General features: G+C 63.7%; 18 protein-coding genes. 8 read left to right on the forward strand and 10 right to left on the reverse strand.

What is annotated here, in order from left to right; translation table 11 throughout:
* Positions 1 to 2: 2 nt before the first annotated feature.
* The 10 genes from AC1D2G_RS14860 to AC1D2G_RS14905 form a co-directional block, all read right to left on the reverse strand.
* Positions 3 to 929 carry an ABC transporter ATP-binding protein gene (locus AC1D2G_RS14860; RefSeq protein ID WP_457152019.1) on the reverse strand — a complete coding sequence of 309 codons (927 nt, stop codon included), beginning with the start codon at positions 927 to 929 and terminating at the stop codon, positions 3 to 5.
* Positions 930 to 937: 8 nt separating this feature from the next.
* Positions 938 to 1,753 (reverse strand): ABC transporter ATP-binding protein, encoded by an 816-nt coding sequence (locus AC1D2G_RS14865; RefSeq protein WP_477414850.1) that lies wholly within the window; start codon positions 1,751 to 1,753, stop codon positions 938 to 940.
* A complete protein-coding gene (locus AC1D2G_RS14870) occupies positions 1,750 to 2,652 on the reverse strand; it encodes an ABC transporter permease (protein WP_477414852.1) in 903 nt (300 codons plus the stop codon). The genes AC1D2G_RS14865 and AC1D2G_RS14870 overlap by 4 nt, the downstream gene beginning before the upstream one ends.
* Positions 2,649 to 3,632, reverse strand: a complete 984-nt coding sequence (locus AC1D2G_RS14875) for an ABC transporter permease (RefSeq protein WP_477414854.1) — start codon at positions 3,630 to 3,632, stop codon at positions 2,649 to 2,651. The genes AC1D2G_RS14870 and AC1D2G_RS14875 overlap by 4 nt, the downstream gene beginning before the upstream one ends.
* Before the next feature lie 191 nt (positions 3,633 to 3,823).
* Positions 3,824 to 5,554 (reverse strand): ABC transporter substrate-binding protein, encoded by a 1,731-nt coding sequence (locus tag AC1D2G_RS14880; protein ID WP_477414856.1) that lies wholly within the window; start codon positions 5,552 to 5,554, stop codon positions 3,824 to 3,826.
* Positions 5,555 to 5,864: 310 nt separating this feature from the next.
* The gene (locus AC1D2G_RS14885) at positions 5,865 to 6,752 is read right to left on the reverse strand and encodes an ABC transporter permease (protein ID WP_477414858.1); all 888 of its coding nucleotides are present in this window, start codon (positions 6,750 to 6,752) and stop codon (positions 5,865 to 5,867) included.
* A complete protein-coding gene (locus tag AC1D2G_RS14890; protein WP_477414860.1) occupies positions 6,749 to 7,708 on the reverse strand; it encodes an ABC transporter permease in 960 nt (319 codons plus the stop codon). The genes AC1D2G_RS14885 and AC1D2G_RS14890 overlap by 4 nt, the downstream gene beginning before the upstream one ends.
* Before the next feature lie 73 nt (positions 7,709 to 7,781).
* Positions 7,782 to 9,419, reverse strand: a complete 1,638-nt coding sequence (locus tag AC1D2G_RS14895) for an ABC transporter substrate-binding protein (RefSeq protein WP_477414862.1) — start codon at positions 9,417 to 9,419, stop codon at positions 7,782 to 7,784.
* Between the two features lie 40 nt (positions 9,420 to 9,459).
* On the reverse strand, positions 9,460 to 10,236 hold the full coding sequence (locus AC1D2G_RS14900) for a DUF427 domain-containing protein (protein ID WP_477414864.1): 777 nt from the start codon (positions 10,234 to 10,236) through the stop codon (positions 9,460 to 9,462).
* Between the two features lie 15 nt (positions 10,237 to 10,251).
* A complete protein-coding gene (locus AC1D2G_RS14905) occupies positions 10,252 to 11,610 on the reverse strand; it encodes an LLM class flavin-dependent oxidoreductase (protein WP_477414866.1) in 1,359 nt (452 codons plus the stop codon).
* A gap of 193 nt (positions 11,611 to 11,803) precedes the next feature.
* Here AC1D2G_RS14905 and AC1D2G_RS14910 point away from each other — a divergent pair, with 193 nt between their 5' ends.
* From AC1D2G_RS14910 to AC1D2G_RS14945, 8 genes are all read left to right on the forward strand, one after another.
* On the forward strand, positions 11,804 to 13,612 hold the full coding sequence (locus AC1D2G_RS14910) for a dipeptide ABC transporter ATP-binding protein (protein ID WP_477414868.1): 1,809 nt from the start codon (positions 11,804 to 11,806) through the stop codon (positions 13,610 to 13,612).
* Between the two features lie 161 nt (positions 13,613 to 13,773).
* On the forward strand, positions 13,774 to 14,139 hold the full coding sequence (locus tag AC1D2G_RS14915) for a hypothetical protein (protein ID WP_477414870.1): 366 nt from the start codon (positions 13,774 to 13,776) through the stop codon (positions 14,137 to 14,139).
* Between the two features lie 211 nt (positions 14,140 to 14,350).
* Positions 14,351 to 15,697, forward strand: coding sequence for a multicopper oxidase family protein (locus tag AC1D2G_RS14920; protein ID WP_477414872.1), 1,347 nt, complete (start codon positions 14,351 to 14,353; stop codon positions 15,695 to 15,697).
* A gap of 28 nt (positions 15,698 to 15,725) precedes the next feature.
* On the forward strand, positions 15,726 to 16,166 hold the full coding sequence (locus AC1D2G_RS14925; RefSeq protein ID WP_477301270.1) for a DUF411 domain-containing protein: 441 nt from the start codon (positions 15,726 to 15,728) through the stop codon (positions 16,164 to 16,166).
* Positions 16,167 to 16,206: 40 nt separating this feature from the next.
* Entirely contained in the window at positions 16,207 to 16,647 is a 441-nt protein-coding gene (locus AC1D2G_RS14930) for a DUF411 domain-containing protein (protein ID WP_477414874.1), read from the forward strand.
* Positions 16,648 to 16,833: 186 nt separating this feature from the next.
* Positions 16,834 to 17,256, forward strand: coding sequence for a hypothetical protein (locus AC1D2G_RS14935; RefSeq protein WP_457153855.1), 423 nt, complete (start codon positions 16,834 to 16,836; stop codon positions 17,254 to 17,256).
* 296 nt (positions 17,257 to 17,552) lie between these two features.
* Positions 17,553 to 19,415, forward strand: a complete 1,863-nt coding sequence (locus AC1D2G_RS14940) for an ABC transporter ATP-binding protein (protein WP_477414876.1) — start codon at positions 17,553 to 17,555, stop codon at positions 19,413 to 19,415.
* Complete coding sequence (locus tag AC1D2G_RS14945) at positions 19,415 to 21,307, forward strand: ABC transporter ATP-binding protein (RefSeq protein WP_477414878.1); 1,893 nt, start codon at positions 19,415 to 19,417, stop codon at positions 21,305 to 21,307. Before AC1D2G_RS14940 ends, AC1D2G_RS14945 begins: the two co-directional genes overlap by 1 nt.
* Positions 21,308 to 21,310 lie beyond the last annotated feature (3 nt).

A 21,310-nucleotide genomic window follows, 5' to 3' on the forward strand; every position in this document is an offset into this window, starting at 1 on the left:
TTTCAGGACACCGCGCCCAGCGCGCGCACGAAATGGTTGGGACCGACCTTGTTGACCACAGTCGAGGATGGCCGGCTCAGGCGTCGCACCTCCTCGGCGTGACCGAGAAAGCGGGCGCTGTCACCAGCCACGAACGGCCGATCGGGGTCCGGCACCGCCGAAAGCAGCAATTGCGTGTAGGGATGGCGGGCATCACCGATCACCGAGAGTGTATCACCCCACTCGACCATCTGGCCGGCGAACATCACGATCACCTCTTCGGCGACATGGGCGGCGGTGGCGATGTCATGCGTGATGTAGAGTAGCGCCAGTTGCCGCTCCTGCTTTATGCGCGCCAGGAGTTCGAGGATGCCGAGGCGGATCGAGACATCGAGCATCGAGGTCGGCTCGTCGGCGACCAGCACGTCGGGCTGCACGGCGAGCGCTCGCGCGATGTTGACGCGCTGGCGCTGGCCTCCCGACAGTTCATGCGGAAACTTGTGCGCGGTCAGCGCCGGCTCGAGGCCGACCCAGTTGAGGAGATCGGCGACACCCTTCACCTGCTCCGCCTTGCTCCTGGCATGGCCATGCAGCGCCAGCGGTCGCGCCAGATGATGCTGTACCGAAAACACCGGGTTGAGCGAGGCGAACGGATCCTGGAACACCATCTGCACGGCGCGGCGGTAGGCCTTTTCCTCGGCGGCCGTGCCGGTCCGCGTGATGTTGCGGCCGCGATAGAGCATCTCGCCGCCGGTCGGCTTATCCATGCGTGCGATGATGCGGGCGCAGGTGGTCTTGCCGCAGCCGGATTCTCCAACCAGCGCCAGCGCATGGCCGCCCTTCAGCGACAGCGAGACACCGCGCAACGCCTGCACCAGGCCGAAGCTGCGCTCGATGCCGTCCAGCCTGACGATCGGCTCGGCCGCGATGGCTGCTGGGGGAACAGTCATCACGGCATTCATGTGATCGCGTCCTTCACCGAGGGATGGCCGGGCAGTTGCGGGATCGCGCCCCAAAGCTTTCGCGTGTAGTCGTGCGCCGGCGCGCGGCTGACCTGCCTGACATCGCCGACCTCGACCAGTTCGCCCTTCAGCATCACTCCGATGCGGTGACAGAGCTGCGCCATCAAATGCAGGTCATGGGTGATGAACAGCACCGAGAAACCATAGCCGCGCTGCAGGTCGATGACCTGTTCGAGGATTTCGCGCTGCACGACCACGTCGAGCGCGGTCGTCGGCTCGTCCATGATGATCAGCTCCGGCTTGAGCGCCAGACAGATGGCGATGACGATACGCTGGCGCATGCCGCCTGAGAACTGGTGCGGATAGTCGGTCAGCCGGCTGACCGGAATGCCCACCAGCTTGAACATCTCTTCGGCGCGCGCCCGCGATTTTTCGCGCGACGAGCCGGTATGCCGGCGCAGCACGTCGTGGAACTGCGCCTCGACCCGCATCAGTGGATTGAGCGAATTCATCGCGCTCTGGAACACCATGCCGATCCGTCGCCAGCGGACCTCCTGCAGCCGGGTTTCCGGCAGCTTCAAAAGATCCTGGCCGTCGAGCAGGATCTCGCCACCCGCCACCCAGGCCGGCGCCTTGGCCAGCCGGGTGATGGCGTAGGCGATCGTGCTCTTGCCGCAGCCGGATTCGCCGGCGAGCCCAAACAGTTCGCCGCGGCCGATGTCGAAGGACACGTTCTTGACCGCGCGGAAGGCGCCCTTGTCCAAGAGATAGTCGACGCTGAGATCGCGGATTTGCAGCAGCGCCTCGTTCACCGTGCCGCCTCCAGTTCGCGCTTGCGCAGCCGGCTGAGGCGCAGCCAGCGGCTGAGCGCCGGACCGGAGCGCAACTGCGGATTGGCGATCTCGTCGAAGGTGAAGTTTAACAGCGCAAGGCCCAGCCCGACCAGCGCGATGCCGGCGGCCGGCGCGCTGATGTCCCACCAGGCACCGACGATGATGGCGGAGGAATTCTGCGCATTGTAGAGCATCGTGCCCCAGGTGACGTTGAGCGGGTCGCCGAAGCCGAGATATTCGAGTGTCGTCTGCGCGACGATGGCGTAGATGATCGAGCCGACGATGTTGATGCCGATCAGCGGCACCAGATTGGGCAGGATCTCGACGAAGATGATGCGCCAGGAAGGCTCGCCGACCATGCGCGCCGCGGTCACGAACTCGCGGTTGCGAAGCGCCATCGTCTGCGACCGCGTCATGCGCGCGCCCCACGGCCATGAGGTCAGCGCGATGATCATCATGATGGCGACCGGCCCGACCGTGCCGGCGAAGGAAGCAAGCAGGATCAAGAGCGGGATGTTGGGGATGACCAGCACCGCATTGGTGATCAGGTCCAGCGTCGCATCGGTGCGCCCGCCGAAATAACCGGCGACCAGCCCGATGATGGTGCCAAGTGCGGTGATGAACAGCCCGGTGGCAAAACCGACCGCCAACGACGGGCGCGCGCCCCAGACGAATTGCGCATAGACGTCGCGGCCCATCTTGGTGGTGCCGAAATAATGCTCGACGGTCGGCGGCTGATGCGAGCGGCCGACCCGCGCGCCCGGATCGGTCGGCGCCAGGATGGGTGCGAAGAGCGCCATCAGGCAGAGCGCGGCGACGATGATCAGGCCGGCGACGGCCTTCTTCTGCCGCCACAGAAGTTGCCAACCGAAATTCATGCCCGTTCCTCCCGGATGCGCGGATCGACGACACCATAGAGGATGTCGACCAGCAGATTGGCGCCGAGCGTCGCCATCGTCATCAGCAGCAGCTGGCCCTGGATGACCGGATAGTCGCGCGCCACGCTGGCGGTGAACAGCGTCAGCCCGAGGCCGGGATAGTTGAAGACGATCTCGGTGACGATCGAGCCGCCGAACACCGCGCCCAGCATCAGCGCCAGATTGGTCAGCACCGGCAGCATCGCGTTTCGCGCCGCATAGGAAAACATCACCACGGTCTCGCCCAGCCCCTTGGCGCGGCCCATGGTGACATAATCCTCGCCGAGCACCGATATCATCGAGGAGCGCATCGTCGTCTGGAATTCACCGATCAGATAGGGCGACAGCGTCAGCACCGGCATCACCGCGTGCCAGAAGACGCTGCCGAAAAAGGTGAAGTTCAGGCCCGGATCGAGATCGGGATTGTAGGCATAGCCGACCGGGAACCAGCGCAGCGTCACGCCAAAGGTGAACAGGGTCGCCAGTCCGATGATGACCGGCGGGATTGCGATCAGCACGACAGAAAACGGCGAGACGAACGCATCGAAGCGTCCGCCTCGCCGCCAGGCTGCCACTGCGCCGAGGGAGACTCCAACGCAGAGGGAAAAGATGATCGCCGTGGTGACCAGGAAGGCGGTCCAGCCGGCCGAACGGGCGAGGACCTGGGTGACGGTCTGCGGGTAGTATTTGACCGACACGCCGAGATCGAGCCGGGCGAGGCCGGTGATGTAGTCGACGAACTGTCCCAGGATCGGCTGTTCGACGGCACCGAAGCGGGCCTTGATCGCCTCGATCGCCGCCGGTGTCGCGCGCGGCCCAAGCTGTGCGATCATGCCGTCGACCGGGCTTCCCGGCATCAGCCGGGGAACGGTGAAATTCATCACGATGGCAAACAGGAAGGCGACGAAATAGACCCCAAGCCGTCGAAGAGGAATCCGCATCGGCTATTCCTTGTGCTCGATTGCCTTCTCCGTTTGGCGGAGAAGCTGTCGCTGGAAGCGACGGACGAAGAAGCGGCTGCAGGCATCTTACCATGTCCGGCATCCGGCCTCGCGGCGACCGCCGCCGAAGCCAGGATTTTGCGACACGGACCCCTCTCCCCTCATGAGGGGAGAAGGGCGTTACTTCAGACTTATTGTACCGGCTTCAGGCGCAGCAGATGCATCAACCGCATGCGGTTGTTGTCGTGGTTCTCCGGGTTCATCACCGGTTCGTCCTTGGTCACCCAGCCGGTGAAGCGCTTGGTCGAATACTGATACCAGGTCGGTCCGTTGAACACCGGCACCACCGGGAAATTGTCGGCGATGATCACCTGCACCTGGTCGAACAGCTTCTTGCGGTCTTCGTCGGTGGTCGCCTTGCGGTAGGCGTCGAACACCTTGTCCAGTTCCGGATCGGAGTAGCGCGACGGCGCACTGGTGATGCGCCCGGCAAAGGCCGTCGACAGCGACTGGTAGTAGCCGCGGAACGGCGTCGGTCCGTCGGCGCGGGAGTTCATGACCGCATCGAATGAGCCGTCGAGAATCTGCTTTTGCCACTGTTCGTATTCCGGTGTCGCCACCGAGGCGTTGATGCCCGCCTTGCGCAGGCCTTCTGTGGCGATCTGCACAGCGTCGATCCAGTCGGTCCAGCCATTGGGAACGATGATCGCGAAGGCGATCGGCTGGCCCTTCGGCGTGGTGCGCATGCCGTCGGCGCCCTTCTTGTAGCCGGCGTCGTCAAGCACCTTGTTGGCCTTGTCGACGTCGTAGGTCATCCACACATCTTTGTCGCCTTCGGCCGCCTTGTTGCGCCAGGCGTCGAAGCGCGGCGGCAGGCCGCTGGCGTGCAGGTTGACCACCGGATAGCCAAAGCCGGCAATGTCCACCATCGCCGTGCGGTCCATGACCAGGCTGAAAGCGTGACGGAAATTGATGTCGTTGAAGGCCTCGGCCAGCGCCGGATTGGCGGTCTTGAAGTTCACCTGGAAGGCGATGGTTTCGGCCGGCGGCTGCCAGTAGCCATTGTGGTCCTTGTCGAGCGCGACATAGGTCTTGTCGATCTCGGGCAGGAACGAGCCGATCCAGTCCATCGAGCCTTCCGGCAGCAGTGCCAGCATCTGGTCGTTGCCGGAGATCTGCGGCAGCTTCAGGCAGTCGACATGCAGCGAGGCGGCGTCCCAGTAATTCGGGTTGCGGCATTGCTCATAGACCTGCGGCGTGAAACGGCGGATCTCGGTCATCGGGCCGGAGCCGACCGGCTTCTCGTTCTTGAAGGCAAGCGGATCGGCGACATCCTTCCAGATGTGTTCGGGCACGACAGGGAAATCGGCCATCGATTCCGGGAAATGCGTGTCGACATCCTTCAGAGTGATCTTCACTTCGGTCGGCGAAGGCGCTTCGACCGAGGCGACGCTGCCGCCGACGCCGACAATGTCGACCGCCGGGTTCTTCAGCATGAGCTCGAGCGTGAATTTCATGTCGGCCGAGGTCAATGGCTGACCATCCGACCATTTGACGCCGTCGCGCAGCGTGTAGGTGATCGATTTCAGATCGTCGGAGAATTTGTAGCCCGTCGCCAGCCGGAAGATCGGCTTGCCGCTGTCATAGTCGTTGAAGATGACGAGCGGCTCGTAGACGAAATCCATCGTGCTCTGGCGGCGCCCGCCAAGGTCGAAGGGGTTGAAGTTCTGCACCCAGCTCGTCTGCTCCTCGATGTGCATGGCGAGCACCGATTCGGCGGACGCCGGTCGCGCGCCGAAGGAGAAAGTCGTGGCGATGGTCGCGGCGACGAAAGCCGTGCCAATCAACAACCGCCGGCGTGAAACAGCCGTCGACGGGTCTTGCAGGGAACGCATATGCGGGTCTGGCAGCCTGTCAGTCATACTTCATCTCCCATTGTTGATCGGCATTTCCGCCTCTTCGGGCGAGTAACGTAAATCAATTTGATTTAATCCTAGGAGGTAAAGGGGGCCAGCGTCAACGGCTCTGTTCGGCCGTCCCCATGAAGCACGCTCCCGCCCTTGTCGAAAGGTGCGGCAACGAGGGAAGGGTTTCGTCAGCGGAAGGACCTGGATCGCGATGCGGAGGGATCGCGTCGAGCCCTATTCCAGGTGTTCAATGCACCGGTGTCGCGGGACGATCATTGTGACGGGATGGTTTCCCTCTCCGCCGCCGGCGGAGAGGCATCAAAGCTCACACATCGCTATTTTCGAAGGCACCGATGCCTTGTGCGATGAGGTTGGTCGCCATCACCAGCGATACGATTGCCGCGGAATTGAAGACGACGACCCACCATTTGCCGCCGGTCAGGAAGCCGTAGCCGTCAGCAACGGCCAGTCCCCAGTCGGCGGAAGGCGGCTGGATGCCGAGGCCGAGAAAGCTCAGGGTGGCGATCGAGAAGAACGCGTAGCCCAGCCGGGTGACGAGCTCGATGAGGATCGTTTCCCGAACATTAGGCAATATCTCCAGGAACATGATGGCGAGAGCACCCTCCCCGCCGAGCCGGGCGGCACTGACATAATCGCGCTGCTTCTGCTCGCGCACGGCGGCCCGAACGGTCCGCGCCACCAACGGCGCGTAGGCGATGGCGATCACCAGAACAACGGTCAGGTTCGATGGGCCGATTGCGACAAGTGTCATGGTCACGAGAACGATGAACGGAAACGCCATCAGCGTGTCGAGCAGCCGGGCCCCGATGGCATCGACCAGGCCGTCGAAATAGCCGAGCACCAGCCCGATGATGCTGCCGGCGGTGACACCGGCAAGCGTGGCGAGCGGCGCAACCAGCAGGATGTCGCGCGATCCGACGACGATGCGGGACAGCACGTCGCGGCCGAGCTGGTCGGTGCCGAACCAATGCACGGCATCGGGCGGCGTCAGCATCGCCAGAAAATCCTCGGCATAGGGATCGTAGGGAACGAAGAGATTGCCGAACAGCGCGCACGCGATCCAGAACAGCAGCACCAGCGAACCGGCCACGACCGACGGAGGCAGTCCGGCAAAAGCGCTGCCGATCCTGCGCGTCGCCGCCAAGCCGACCACCGCGCGCCGCGGTGCGGGAAACTCCGCCAGGTCTGTCATGATGATACCCGGCGGCGTTGTCGCGGATCGAGCAAGGCCAGCACGAGGTCGCCTGCCGCCGCCGACAGCACGAATATTGCCGCCATCACCAGCACACCGGCTTCAAGCATCGGGAAATCGCGTGCCTTGGCCGCATTCAGAACCAGATTGCCAAGGCCCTGGATACCGAACAGCGCTTCGATCACCACCAACCCGCCAAGCATGTAGCCGGTCTGGGTCGCAAGCACCGCGATGGTCGGCGTCAGCGCATTGCGCAGCACATGCCGAAAAATGATCTCGCGCCGCTCGAGTCCCTTCAAGACGGCGGTGCGTGTATAGTCGGCGGCCATAGCCTCGATCACGCCGGCCCGCGTCATGCGGGCGATATAGCCGGCAAGGTTCAGCACCAGCGGCAGCGCCGGCAGGATCAAATAGTAGCCATTCGTCCAGAAGCCCGCACCGTCGGGTGCGACGCCCGAGATCGGGAACCAGTTCAGCCACAGGCCGAAAACGATAAGCAGCATCAGGCCGGACACAAAGTCCGGGACAATACCGAAGGAAACGCCCGCCATCACGATCAGCCGATCGATGAAGCGGCCCGCATTGAGACCGGCGACGACGCCGGCGCCGACCCCTAACGGAACCAGGAAAACCAGGATGATGCCGGCAAGCGCCGCGGAGCGCTTGAGGCTTTCCAGCACGAACGGCGCCACCGGTCCGCCCATCGACAGCGAGGTGCCGAAATCGCCGGTGAGTGCGTTGCCGAACCAGCGCCAGTACTGGACGAGAACCGGCTGGTCGGCGCCGAGCCGCTTGTTCAGTTCCGCCACCGCTTGCGCATCGGCAAACGGCCCGAGCATGACGCGGCCGACATCGCCGGGCAGAACCTGCCCGGCAAAGAAGACCAGTATGCTGACCAGCCACAGCGTGAGCAGAAGTGTGCCCGCGCGCGCCGATACGGTGCGGCCACTCAGCATCGCGTCTTGCCGCCTTGCCTTGAACCAGTCCCATCCCGATGGAATCGGAATGGGACGTCTCCTCGCTTGAGCATCATGCCTGGACGAAGGTAACGCGGTCGAGCAACAGGTGCGAAATCGCCGTGAAGCGCACGCCCTCGACCTTGGTGCTGGTGATCCGGCTGTACTGCGAGAAGTAGCTGATGATTGCCGGCGTTTCGTCAAGCAGGAGGGTCTGGATCTTGCCGGCGGCAAGGCGCTGGGCGTTGAGATCGCGTGCCTTGGAGTAGTCGAGCAGCAGAGCATCGTAGGCCGGATTTCTGAAATGCGCCGCGTTCCAGGCCCCCGAACTCTTCAGGGTCGCGTTGAGGAAGATGTCGGGCGTGCCGCGATGGCCGTAGTCGGTGATGCCGAGAACCGAATCCAGCCAGGGCGAACTGCCGAAGGTCGCCGAGCCGTAATAGGCGTCCTGTGGCAGGACATTGAGCTTGACGTCGATGCCGGCCTTCTTGGCGAAGTTCTGGATGATCACCGCATAGTCGGGAATGTCATAGGCGCGCTCGGTGGTCAGCGTCACTTCGAAGCCATTCGGCACGCCCGCCTCGCCCAGCAACCGCTTGGCCTCGGCGATATCCTGCTTGCGCTGCGGCACCGACGGGTCGGCGGAGGGGAAGACCGGCGCGAACGGGGTGTCGTTGCCGACGATGGCGCGGCCTTTCAGCAGCCCCTTTACGATCGCCTCGCGGTCGAGCGTAAGCGCCAGCGCGCGACGGATGCGCTTGTCGGTGAACGGCGCCTGGTCGGTCCGCAGGTGCACCTGGTCATGCGAGCTTGCCTGCACGCTCAGCAGCTTGAAGTTGGGATTGCCCTCGATCGCCAGTTCCAGCCGCGTCGTGCTCGGGATGACGTCGAGCTGGCCGGCCTGCAGCGCCAGCACCTGGGCCTGCTCGTCGTCGAAGAACTTGATCTCGACACGGTCAGGCAGCGCCTTGTCGCCCCAGTAATCCGGATTGCGCACGAAGCTCGCGCCCTGCTTGGGACGGAAGGATTCGAGCTTGAACGGGCCGGTGCCGTTGAAGGTCTTCTCGAAATCGCCGGCATAGTCGGCCGGCAGGATGACGGCATTGTAGACGTCGGAGGAGACATAGAAGGGGAAGTTGCTGTTGGGACCGTCGAGGTCGAAGGCGACGGTTTCGTCGTCCACCAGCTTGGCGCCGCCCTTGGACAGGATGCCCTTGTAGGCCGACAGCGCCGATGAGCCGCTGGCCGGATCGACAAGCCGCTCGAAGCTAGCCACCACGTCCTTGGCGGTGACCGCACGGCCGTCGTGGAATTTCACCCCCGGACGCAATTTGAAGGTCCAGCGGCTGGCGGTCTCGTCGGCCTCCCAGGACAAAGCGAGCTTAGGCTGCAGCCCGTCCTTGGGATCGTCGAGGATCAAATATTCACCGACCTGGCTGATCACTCCGATGCTGGCCGGATCGGTGACCGATACGGGATCTATCGCCTTGGTCGGCTGGCCGAGCCCGACGCGGACAATGCCGCCGGCAGCGGCTGATGCGCGCGCGCCTCCAAGTCCCTGCGAGGCGGCAAACCCGGTCAAGCCGAGCAGCGCTGCGTATTTCAGCAGATCGCGGCGCTTGAGAAAGCCGCCCTGATATTCGTCGACGGCGACATTCCAGATGTCCCCCGACAGATTGCGAAGTGCGTCGATATCTCTGTGTTTGGTCATGTTCTAAACCCCTGTCTGAAATGAAGATTGAAAAGCTGCTCTATGCGACGGGTTCGCCGTCGAGATGGATGCGATCCACGGCCTGCGGGTAGAAGGCGACGAGGCCCTTGATCTTGGGCATCTCGGCGATCGGGTCGCGGTAGCTCCAGGCGATGTCCGGGCGCACCGAACCGTCGCTCAAGAGCCCGGACCAATAGGAAGCGATGCCCTTGTAAGGACATCGCGTCGTTGTGGCGGACGCCGTCAGCCGCTCCAGATTGATGTCATCCGGATGCAGGTAGAAGCGCGTCGGCAGATGCGTCTCGAACAGCAGCACCGGGCGGTGGCTGTCGGCGAACGGAGCGCCGTCGAACCAGACCTGCACATGGCTCGCGCTTTGCAAAACATCGATGCGGGCATAGGGATCGCGGGCATGGACGAAGACCTCTTCATCCTCCTCGAACCACTGGTCGACGAGCTTCCAGCTGAAGGCGATGCGACCGGCGAGCGGCGACAGGTCTTCACCCGGCGGCGACACGAACGACCAGGCCGCGTTGGCGCTGCGCCTGTCGCCGGTGTCGATATCCCAGTAGGCCGTCTCGCCGCCGACCGCGTGCGGCTCGCGATGCAGCGAGGGCTTCAGCACCGACGCGTCGACCGACGCCACCGGGAAGAAGTAGATCGGCAGGAAGTGGTTGGAGCGAAGCACCAGCACGTTTCGGCTGTCGGCGATGGTGCGGCCGCCGAATTTGACGCGCACGCGCTTGGGACTGTGCAGGACATTGACGAGATGCGGCGCGGTCGCTTCGCGCGGCTGCAGTCTGGGTGCGGCGGTCATCTTCGGTCTCCGGGGTCAGGACACGGCGCGCGCATTATCGCGCTGCTCGGCGAAGCGGTTGGCGGGTCGCGCCAGGCCGAAGCGGTCGCGCAGCGTTCCCGGCGCGTATTCGGTCGGGAACACGCCGCGGCGCTGCAACTCAGGCACCACCTGCTCGGCGAAGTTGACCCAATCCTCCGGCAGCAGCGGGAACATCAGGTTGAAGCCGTCGGCGGCACCCGAGACGAACCAGTCCTGCAGCTGGTCGGCGATCTGCGTCGGCGTGCCGGCCACGGTTGGCACCGAACCGCCGTTGGCAAGCTTGCGGGCAATCTCGCGCAGGCTGAGATTCTGCTTCGACCACTGCCTGACCCGGTTGAGCGATGTGCGTCCGCCATTGAAGGTGCTCTCGTCCGGCAGCGCCGGCAGCGGCCCGTCCGGCGGATAGGCGGAGAGATCGATGCCGCTCCAGCTCGACAGAAGGTCAATGCCGACCTGGTCGGGAAGCAAGGTCTGCAGATACTCCTGCTTTTCCCGGCCTTCCGCCTCGGAGGCGGCGACGATCGGCAGGATGCCCGGCAGGATCTTGAAGCTCTCCGGCCGCCTGCCGTGACGGGCAAGACGCTCGTTGATGTCCTGGCGATACTTGATGCCGTCTTCCCTGGTGCTGAAGATGGCGAAATGCACATCGGCCTGGGCGGTGGCAAAGTTCTTGCCGTCCTCGGACGATCCGGCCTGGACGATCAGCGGATGGCCCTGCGGCGGCCGCGAGACGTTGAGCGGCCCGCGCACCTTGAAGTGCTTTCCCTTGTGATCGATCGGGTGGACCTTGTCGGGATCGGCGAAATAGCCCGATGCCTTGTCGATCAGCAGCGCTTCGTCTTCCCAGCTGTCCCACAGCGCCTTGACGATATCGAGGAATTCGGCCGCGCGCTCGTAGCGGAATGCATGTTCGATATTGCCGTCGCGGCCGAAATTGCGTGCCTCCTCGTCCATGGCCGAGGTGACGACATTCCAGGACGCCCTGCCCTTGCTGATATGATCGATCGAGGCGAACATGCGCGCCACATTGTAGGGCTCGCTGTAGGAGCTCGACGCCGTGGTGATCAGGCCGATATGCCTGGTCACACCGGCCAGCGCCGACAGCAGCGTCAAAGGCTCGAGCCGGGCATTGGCGTAGTGGGCGACGCCGCTCTTGACCGAATCCCAGATCGACACGTGGTCGGCGACGAAGATGGTATCGATCTTGGCGCGCTCGGCCGCCTGTACGAGATCGCGGTAGAAGTCGAAGTCCAGCACCTCCCGGCCCGGCGCCCGCGGATGACGCCACGACATCCGGTGATCGCCCTGCGGGTTGAAGAAAAATGCGCTGAGGATCATGTGATCTCGAGCCATGCCGGCCTCCTTCCAAATCTGCTCTCCGGAGACCGTCGCGCTGCTTTGGCAGACGGCAACAATCTCTCGTGAACGATGAAAGGTAGATTGCGCTCCGGCTTAATTCGAGTAATTTTATAGAGATTATGTATTGCCAAAGCGGAAGCGATTGCCCTCGATGGCCGCGCTGGAAGAAAGTGGTTTCAAGCTCCCAATGTCCTCCTTGGTTCTCAACGTCGATCAGCTTTCCATCGCCTATGACGGGCGCAACGGATCGCATCCCGCCGTCAGCGGCGTGTCGCTGCACATAGGCCAAGGCGAAGCGCTTGGCCTGGTCGGCGAGTCGGGATCGGGCAAAAGCTCGGTGGCGCTCGCCATCCTGCGCTATCTGCCGAAAAATGCCCGCATCGCGGCATCGGCGCTTGAATTCCAGGGCCGAGAAATCCGCGACCTCTCCACCGAGCAGCTTCGCCAGTTGCGGGGCAACCACATCGCGGCCGTCTATCAACACCCGGGCGCCGCCCTCAATCCAAGCATGACGATCGGGCGGCAGATCACCGAGACGATCATGCGGCATCGCCCGGTTCGCCACGACGAGGCCCGCGCGCGCGCCGCCGAACTGCTCGGGCGCGTCAGGGTAAGCCGTCCGAACCGGGTGCTGGATCTCTATCCGCACGAATTGTCCGGCGGTATGCAGCAGCGCGCCAACATTGCCATTGCGATTGCGCTCGACCCGTCGCTGCTGGTGCTGGACGAGCCGACGACGGCGCTCGACGCCAGCGTGCAGTCGGAGATCATCGCCATCCTGCACGACCTGCGCAAGGATCACAAAACCAGCGTGCTTCTGATCAGCCACGACATCAACATGGTCCGCCGCTCCTGTGACCGCGTGGCGGTGATGCAGTCGGGAACGGTGGTCGAAAGCGGCGTCGCCGCTGATGTCTTCGACAATCCTCGCCACGCCTACACAAAGGCGCTCATCGCCTCGATCCCGGCCCTCAACTACACCAAGCGGGACGGCAGACTGGCTGAGACGGACGGACCCGGTCTGGCAGTGCACCCGACGCCCAACGATGAAGACGCCGGCACTCGGACAGAGCGCCAGATCGCGATCGCCTGCAAAGGCATCAGCCATGCCTTCGGCAGCCAGCTAGTGCTCAGCGATATCGACCTCGACATAGGCCAGGGCGAGACCTTCGGGCTGATCGGCGAATCCGGCTCCGGCAAGTCGACCTTGGCAAGGATCGTCACCGGCCTGCAGACACCAGACGCCGGATCGGTCGAGCTGTTCGGCAGGACGGTCGCGCCGCGCGTCGAGAAGAGAAACCTTGCCGACCGGCGCGACGTGCAGATGGTCTTCCAGTCGCCGGATCGCACGCTCAATCCGCGCCAGCGGATCGGCAGGATCCTCGGCCGCCCGCTGCGCCGGCTCGCCGGGCTGCGCCGTGGCGAGGTGAGAGCACGCGTCAGCGATCTCTTGCAGTCGGTCCGTCTGGCCGCCACCACGGCCGAGCAGAAATCGCGATCGCTGTCCGGCGGCCAGCGGCAACGGGCCGCGATCGCGCGGGCCTTCGCCGGCGTGCCGAAGGTCGTCGTGCTCGACGAACCCACCTCGGCGCTCGACGTTTCCGTTCAGGCGACCGTTCTCAACCTGCTCAACGACCTGCAGCGTGACAAGGACACGACCTATCTGTTCATCAGCCACGACCTCAGGGTCGTGCGCTACATGGCCGACAGGATCGGCGTGCTCTATCGCGGCCGCCTGGTCGAAACCGGTTCATCCGACCAGATCTTCCAGGGCCCCAATCACCCCTACACGCAACTGCTCCTGGCCGCGTCCTCCGATGAGGCCGCGCCGAAACTATCCGCTCCGGTGGAGATCGAGGCAGCCGGCACGCAGACCAAGGGATGTTCCTTCGCCGATCGCTGCCCCCTGGTCGTGCCCGACTGCAGAAAGGCCGAACCGCCCGCCAGGCAGGTCGCACCCGGCCACCTGATCGCCTGCTGGCGGCAGGGTTCGTGAACCGATCCCCTGCAGCCCAACGGCTCGCAACGGCATCTTTCCGTTCAGGCTCAGTGCGCTGCCATCATTGTCGCAGCATTGGAATCCCGCTTGCAAATGCCGTCTTTTGAGGCCAGCCTTCGGGGATGATGGCACGCTGGTCGCCAAAACATGTCCTTGTCATGCTGCTCGCGGTGTTCTTGACCGCCGGGTTCAGCCTGTCTGCCGTCCAGGCGAGCGCCATGTCGGCGAAGATGATGACGACCGGCAGCGGCATGACCATGCCTGCCGATACTGGCATGGCCAAGATGGCCGACACCGCCATGAATGGCGACTGCAACGCGTGCATTAAAGGCGCCGGCGACACCGGCAAACCGATGCATTGTCCGCCGACCTGCATCGCACCGGTGCTTGCGGTGTTGCCTCCCGAGTTCGCGGCGATGACCCTGATCAGGGTACCGTTGCCGTCGGCGCTGCCGACACCGTTCCTTCACGGACGAAGTTCCCTGCCCGACCCATTCCCTCCCAAATCCACCGATCTCGTCTGACGCCGTTTCAGCCATCTCACGGCTGATTTCTGGCGTTTGATTGCCGCTGGCGCTTTGCGCCGGCGAGCACACTGCAATTCGACGTCGAGGCTCGGCGTCGATCGAGATCACAAAGGGCTTGAGAGTGAGCATCCATTTCAATCATTCCATTTCACGCCGCAGGTTTGTCCTTGCAGCGGCTGCGGCCACCCTGGTGCGACCCGCATCGTCGATGGCATCCGCTGTCGATGAGCGCCGCATCCGGGTCGCGCCGAGCCAGGCCAGGTTCACAGGCTCCAGCGGCCCGCTTACGCCTGTCTGGGCCTATGACAGGACGGTCCCCGGCCCGATGCTGCGCTTACGCCAGGGCCAGCCCGCCCGCATCATTGTCGAGAACGGGCTGAGCGAGGACACGACGGTGCACTGGCATGGCATCCGCCTGCAAAACGCCATGGACGGCGTGCCCGGGCTGACACAGCCACCGATCAAGCCGGGGACAAGCTTCGTCTACGAATTCACGCCGCCGGACGCCGGAACCTTCTGGTATCACCCGCATGCCAACAGTCTCGTGCAGCTCGGCCGTGGCCTTGCCGGCGCCATCATTGTCGAGGAGGCCGAGCCCGTCGCCGTCGACCGCGACCTCATGTGGCTGCTTCAGGACTGGCGGCTTACAGCGGATGGGCAGATGGCGCCCGGCTTCGGCAGCGCGATGGATGCGGCGATGTCCGGCCGTGTCGGCAACGTCATCACCGTCAACGGCACGGTGCCGGCCGACCAGAGCGTAACGGCGGGCGAACGCGTCAGGCTACGGCTCGCCAATGCCTCGCTTGCCCGCATCATGGCGCTGCGCTTCGAGGGTCACCGCCCGGTCATCGTCGCAATAGACGGCCAACCCTGCGATCCGCATGAACCGGAAGATGGCCGTCTTGTGCTTGCCCCGGCCATGCGCATCGACGTCGTTGTCGACATGCAGGGCGACCCGGGCAAGCGCTACGAGGTGGTCGACGAGTTCTATGACGGTCTCGCCTACACGCTGACCACTCTAGCCTATGACACTGCAACACCGCTGCGTGCCCATCCGCTCGATGCGCTTGTCGGCCTGCCCCGCAATCCTTTGCCCGAACCCGATCTCGCGAGAGCCGAGCGCCAGGAGATCGTCCTGCAAGGCGGCATGATGGGTGGCGGCAAGCTCGCCGGCGTCGGCGGCATGATGGGCATGGCGACACCCGGCATGAACGGTGGCGCTGCCTGGGCGATCAACGGCATGTCGATGACCGGCGATGGCCATGCCGGCATGGCGCCACAATTCACCTTGCCGCGCGGCGCAACCTGTCATCTCACCATGCACAATGAAACCGCCTGGTGGCATCCCATGCATATCCATGGCTTCAGCATGCTGGTGCTCGCGCGCAACGGTTCGCCGGTGCCGCACCGACAGTGGCAGGACACGGTGCTGCTCGCCCCCAAAGACACGATCGAATGCGCCTTCGTCGCCGACAATCCCGGCGACTGGATGCTGCACTGCCATGTCGCCGACCATCAGATGGCCGGCCTCATGACGGTGTTTCGAGTTGGCTGAAATTGAACGCTACCCAAAGGAGACTGCAATGAAACTGACCTACCGCCTCGCCGCCCTTGCCGTCCTGACCGCAACGCCGCTGCCCGCATTCGCGGCGACAATCAATGCTGTGATGTACAAGAACCCAAGCTGCAGCTGCTGCGAGACCTATGCCGCCTATCTCGAAAAGAACGGCTTCAAGGTCGAGCTCAAGCCGTCCAACGACCTGGACCAGATAAGCGCCGGCCTTGGCGTTCCCGAGAAATTGCAGGGCTGCCATTCCGTGGTGATCGGCGATTACGTGGTCGATGGCTTCGTGCCGGTCGACCTTATCAAGAAGATGCTGGCGGAACGTCCTGAAATCACAGGCATCGCTATGCCGGGCATGCCGATGGGTTCGCCGGGAATGGGCGGCGAGAAGACCGAGACCTGGACGATTTACGCCTTCACCAAGGATGGCAAGGCGCCAACCGTCTACGCGACCGAGTGACAGCGACATCGATCTGATTTTTCACTCAAGGAGAACTCAAATGAAACGGACTTATTCCCTCGCCGCCTTCGCAGTCGCGATCGCTATGCCGCTACCTGCCGTCGCAGCGACCATCACCGCTGTGATGTACAAGAACCCGCAATGCAGCTGCTGTGAATCCTACGCCAGGTATCTGGAGCACAACGGCTTCAAGGTCGACATCAAGCCGGTCAACAGCCTGTCCCAGATCAGCAGCGATGCGGGTGTGCCGGCCGACCTCGAAGGCTGCCACACGCTGATGGTCGACGGCTATGTCGTCGACGGGCTGGTGCCGGTCGATATCGTCAAGAAACTGTTGACCGAACGGCCTGCCATCACCGGCATCACCTTGGCCGGCATGCCGACCGGCGCTCCCGGCATGGGTGGCGAGAAGGCTGGCCCTTTCATCGTCTACGCCTTCACCAAGGACGGCAAGTCGCCCACCGTCTACGCGACCGACTGAAGGGCAACCACGATGCCTGCCGATATGTCGGATTGCCCTGCCAGAACCTGACTTGCCGTAGCCGGAAGCCCGGAGTTCCTGCCACCGTGCTGGGCTTGGGAGCTTCCTCGCATACACGTACATTCGTTTGTGCTAATACATTGTGGTCACGCACATTCGTTCGTGACCAATATGTGGGAGGACGCGATGAAAACCCTGAATCGCAGGTCTGCAATTGCTCTCGGTGTGACGGCTGCCGCGATAACGCCTCTGTTCACCCTGGTGGCGTCCGCGAAGACCAAGAAATACGGCCCGAAGGATGGCAAGGAGATTGCGCCCGGTGTCAGGGTGGTTGAGGTCGGCACCGGCAACTCCGACATTCCCGCCTACAAGAGCATTTCAATCGTCGACGTCGTGTTTCAGCCTGGAGCACACGCTCCCGCGATGATGATGGACAATGACATGGTCTGCACGATTACCGCTGGTGCATTCACGATCAAGAAACAGGACAAGGAATTCAAGCTCGAGGAAGGCGGCATATACACATGCACTAAGGGCAAGACCGACGAGGCCACGAATACAAGCAAAGTGGTCGGCATACATCGTATCGCCGTTTTGATACCTGCCTAGGAGACCACATACGGCCGGACGGAAGGTTGCATGCTGTCCGGCCGGCGCTGCGCATCGCCGGCTGTTGGCCTCGGCTAACGCCTTCGGCAAGGTGGGCAGACCTCCACGACTTGCCAGGCGTCTGCTGGTGCTGCCCGGCCATGCATCGCGCCGTCTGCTTGCTTTCGTTCAGGCACAGTGTGATGCCGTCATTGGCTCTTGAACGGCCAAGCCGGACCCGCGTAACATCACGCCATCTGAACTGAGTCTGCTCTATTCGTCCGGGCTAATGCCCGGATTGGGTTGGATATTTTCCTTTGAATACGCTAGCAATCGGCAGCGCGCCGGAGCGCGGCAAATCGTTTGCCCATGTGGCCGAAGCCTCCTGGGGCAAGGGCCTCAGCACCTTGCTCCGGATCGTGCGCATGACGCTGCGCCATCCCTGGCAAGTCGCGATCACCCTCGTCTCGACCTTCATCGCCGCGACGCTGCAGCTCTTCATTCCACGCTTGCTGGGACGCGCCATCGACCAGGCGCAGGGCGTCATGACAGCCGGGGCCGGTGCCGCGGCGGAGCAAGCTCTGTGGAACACCGCCTTGACGCTGCTCGTCGTCAGCATCCTGCGCGGTCTCTTCACCATGGCGCAGAACTACTACGGCGAGGCTGTCGGCCATCGAACCGGCTATGAGCTGCGCCTGGCTTTCTACGAGAAGATCCAGCGCCTGAGCTTCTCCTACCACGACCGGGTCCACACCGGCGATCTGATTACGCTCGGCCTGCTCGATCTCGACGGCGTGCGCATGTTCTTTTCCACGGGCATCCTGCGCGTCGTCCTGCTCGGCGTGTTGATCGGCGTCGGCGCCTACCTCTTGATCAGCACCGACCTGGTGCTCGGGCTGTTGAGCCTGAGTTTCGTGCCGTTCGTCGCCTGGCGGTCCTCGGTCACCCAGCTGGCGTTGCGCAGCACCTGGCTGACCTTGCAGCAGCGCCTATCGGTGCTGAGCCGGGTGATGGACGAGAATCTCGGCGGCATCCGTGTCGTGCGCGCCTTTGCTGCACAACGGCATGAGCTGGAGAAATTCGACCGTGCCAAGCAGGATGCGCTCGACCTTGCCAACAAGCGCGTCGACATTCGCGTCGGCAACACCGGCGCCATGAACTTCTCGTTCCTCGCCGCCATGGGCCTGGTGCTGTGGTTCGGCGGCCAGAAGGTGATTGCGGGTCAAATCAGCGTCGGCACGCTGGCCCAGTTCCTCACCTTCATGACCATCCTGCAGATGCCGGTGCGCCAGCTCGGCCTGATGGTCAATTCCTTCGCGCGCGCCTCGACCTGCGGCACCCGGCTGTTCGAACTGCTCGACGCCGAACTGGACATAAAGGACGCGCCGGGCGCCAGGGACCTCGTCGTCACCGGGGGCGTGCTGCGCTTCGACAATGTCGGCTTCCGCTATGCGGGCGCGGGCGACCGGCCGACGCTGTCCGGCATTTCCTTCGAGGCGAAGTCCGGCGAGACCATCGGCATCGTCGGCCCGCCAGGCAGCGGCAAGTCGACCATCGCGCACCTGATCCCGCGCTTCTACGACGTCACCTCGGGCAGCATTACCATCGATGGCCAGGACATCAGCAAGGTCACGCTGCAATCGCTGCGCAAGGCCGTCGGCGTGGTGCAGCAGGACGCGTTCCTGTTCACCACCTCGATCGAGAACAACATCGCCTATGGCAATCCCTGGGCACGCGAGACCCGCATCGGGCAGGCAGCCGAGTTCGCCCAGTTGCACAACTACATCATCGGGCTTCCCGCCGGCTACACCACGGTAGTCGGCGAACGCGGCGCCTCGCTGTCCGGCGGCCAGCGACAGCGCCTGACCATCGCGCGCAGCCTGATGCTGCGGCCATCGGTGCTGGTCTTCGACGATTCCACCGCGGCCATCGACGCCGGCACCGAGCAGCGCATCCGGGCGGCGATGAAGCGCTTCGCAAAGGATCGCGTGACGCTGATCATTTCGCACCGGCTGAGTTCGCTCATGCATGCGGACCAGATCCTGTTTGTCGAGAACGGCCGGATCGTCGAGCGCGGCACGCATGAGGAGTTGCTGGCGCTCGGCGGGCGCTATCGCGCGCTCTACGACCTGCAGCTGCGGCCGGACGACGATCGGCCCACGGCTCTGGGAGCCGCGTGATGTCGGCACAGAGCGACGACGAGAAGGAAGACACCAGCGGACGGCCGACAAAGGCTGTCGTCGGCTCGCACCGCGACGAGGAAGAGGTTTTCGGCAAGGCCTATGATCCGCGCATCGTGCGGCGTATCTGGAGCTTCGTGAAGCCGTATCAAAGCCGGATTTTCATCTCGGTTGCCGCAGTGCTGGTGTTCACGCTGACGCAACTGGCGATCCCGCTGGTCATCCGCTACGCCATCGACCACGGCATGGCGGCGGGCAGGCTCGACCAGTCGGTGATGATCTCTGCAATCGGCGCCTTCACGCTGATCATCCTCATCAACTATGCCGCCAGCCACGTACAGGAAAGCGTCGTCGGCAAGGTCGCCGAGAACGTGCTGTCGGACCTGCGCCGCGCCATGTTCAGCCACCTGCAGCGCGTCTCGCTGAGTTTCATGGACAAGACCGAGGTCGGCCGCCTGATGTCTCGCCTGCAGGGCGACGTCAATTCGATGCAGGAATTCCTCGAGACGTCGGTGATGTCGGTGGGCGATATCGTGCTCTTGTTCGGCATCGTCAGCGTCCTGTTGTGGCTGGATTTCCGGCTCGGCCTTTTGACGCTGTCCACCATGCCGGTGCTGTTCATCGTGCGCCTGTTCTGGCTGCCGCGCGCCAAGGTCGCCTTCATGGCCGCGCACGAGACCAACTCGATCGCCAACGGTGCGCTGGCCGAAGGCATCCACGGCGTGCGCACGGTGCAGAGCCTCGAACGCCAGCACGTCAATTTCGACCTCTACGACGAGAAGGTGCTGGCCAATCTCAATGCCCACCTGACGTCGGCGAAATATGCTCAGGTGATGGTGCCGATCGTCGACACGCTGACCGGCATCGCCATGGCGACGGTCATCGTCGTCGGCGGCTCGATGGTGCTGTCGCACGGCCTCGACGTCGGCGTCATGGTGGCGTTCCTGTTCTACATCCAGCGCTTCTTCGACCCGATCCGCTCGCTCACCATGCAATACAGCGTCATGCAGCGCGCCATGGCTTCGGGCCAGCGCATCTCTGAAGTGCTCGACGTGCCGGTGGATGTCAGCGACAAGGACGGCGCCGTGGCGCTGTCGCGCGACATGGACGGCTCGGTCGAGTTCAGGAACGTCACCTTCGGCTACCGGCAGAACCTGCCGGTGCTGAAGAACATCTCCTTCCGCGTCCATCCGGGCGAGACCGTCGCACTGGTCGGCCCGACCGGGTCGGGCAAGTCGAGCTCGATGGCGCTGGTGCACCGCTTCTACGATGTCTGGTCCGGGCAGGTCCTGGTCGGCGGCCACGACGTGCGCGACCTGACCCAGGATTCGCTCGGCGATCAGGTGGCCATGGTACTGCAGGAGCCGTTCCTGTTCTCCGGATCGGTGCTGGAGAACATCCGCTATCACAAGACCGGCGCCAGCCGCGACGAGGTGGTCCGCGCCGCACAGGCCGTCGGCGCGCACGACTTCATCGAGAACTTGCCCGATGGCTACGACACCGAGCTCGAGCAGCGCGGCGGCAATCTCTCGCTCGGCCAGCGCCAGTTGATCAGCTTTGCGCGGGCGCTGGTGGCCGACGCCAAGATCCTCGTCCTCGACGAGGCCACGGCCAGCATCGATTCCTACACCGAGATGCTGATCCAGAAAGCGCTGATAAAACTGCTGGAAGGACGCACCGGGCTGGTCATCGCCCACCGGCTGGCCACCATCCGCGGCGCCGACCGCATCATCGTCCTGCAGAACGGCGAGATCGTCGAAAGCGGCAACCACGAACAGTTGATGGCACAAAAAGGGCTCTACGCCCGCCTCTACAACATGAACTACGCTTCCTTCGACGACATTTCGGAAGGCGAGCTGGAACTGGACGCGGCGGTCGGCAAGGCGACGTAACCA

The organism is Mesorhizobium sp. P2_C7 (assembly GCF_056404515.1).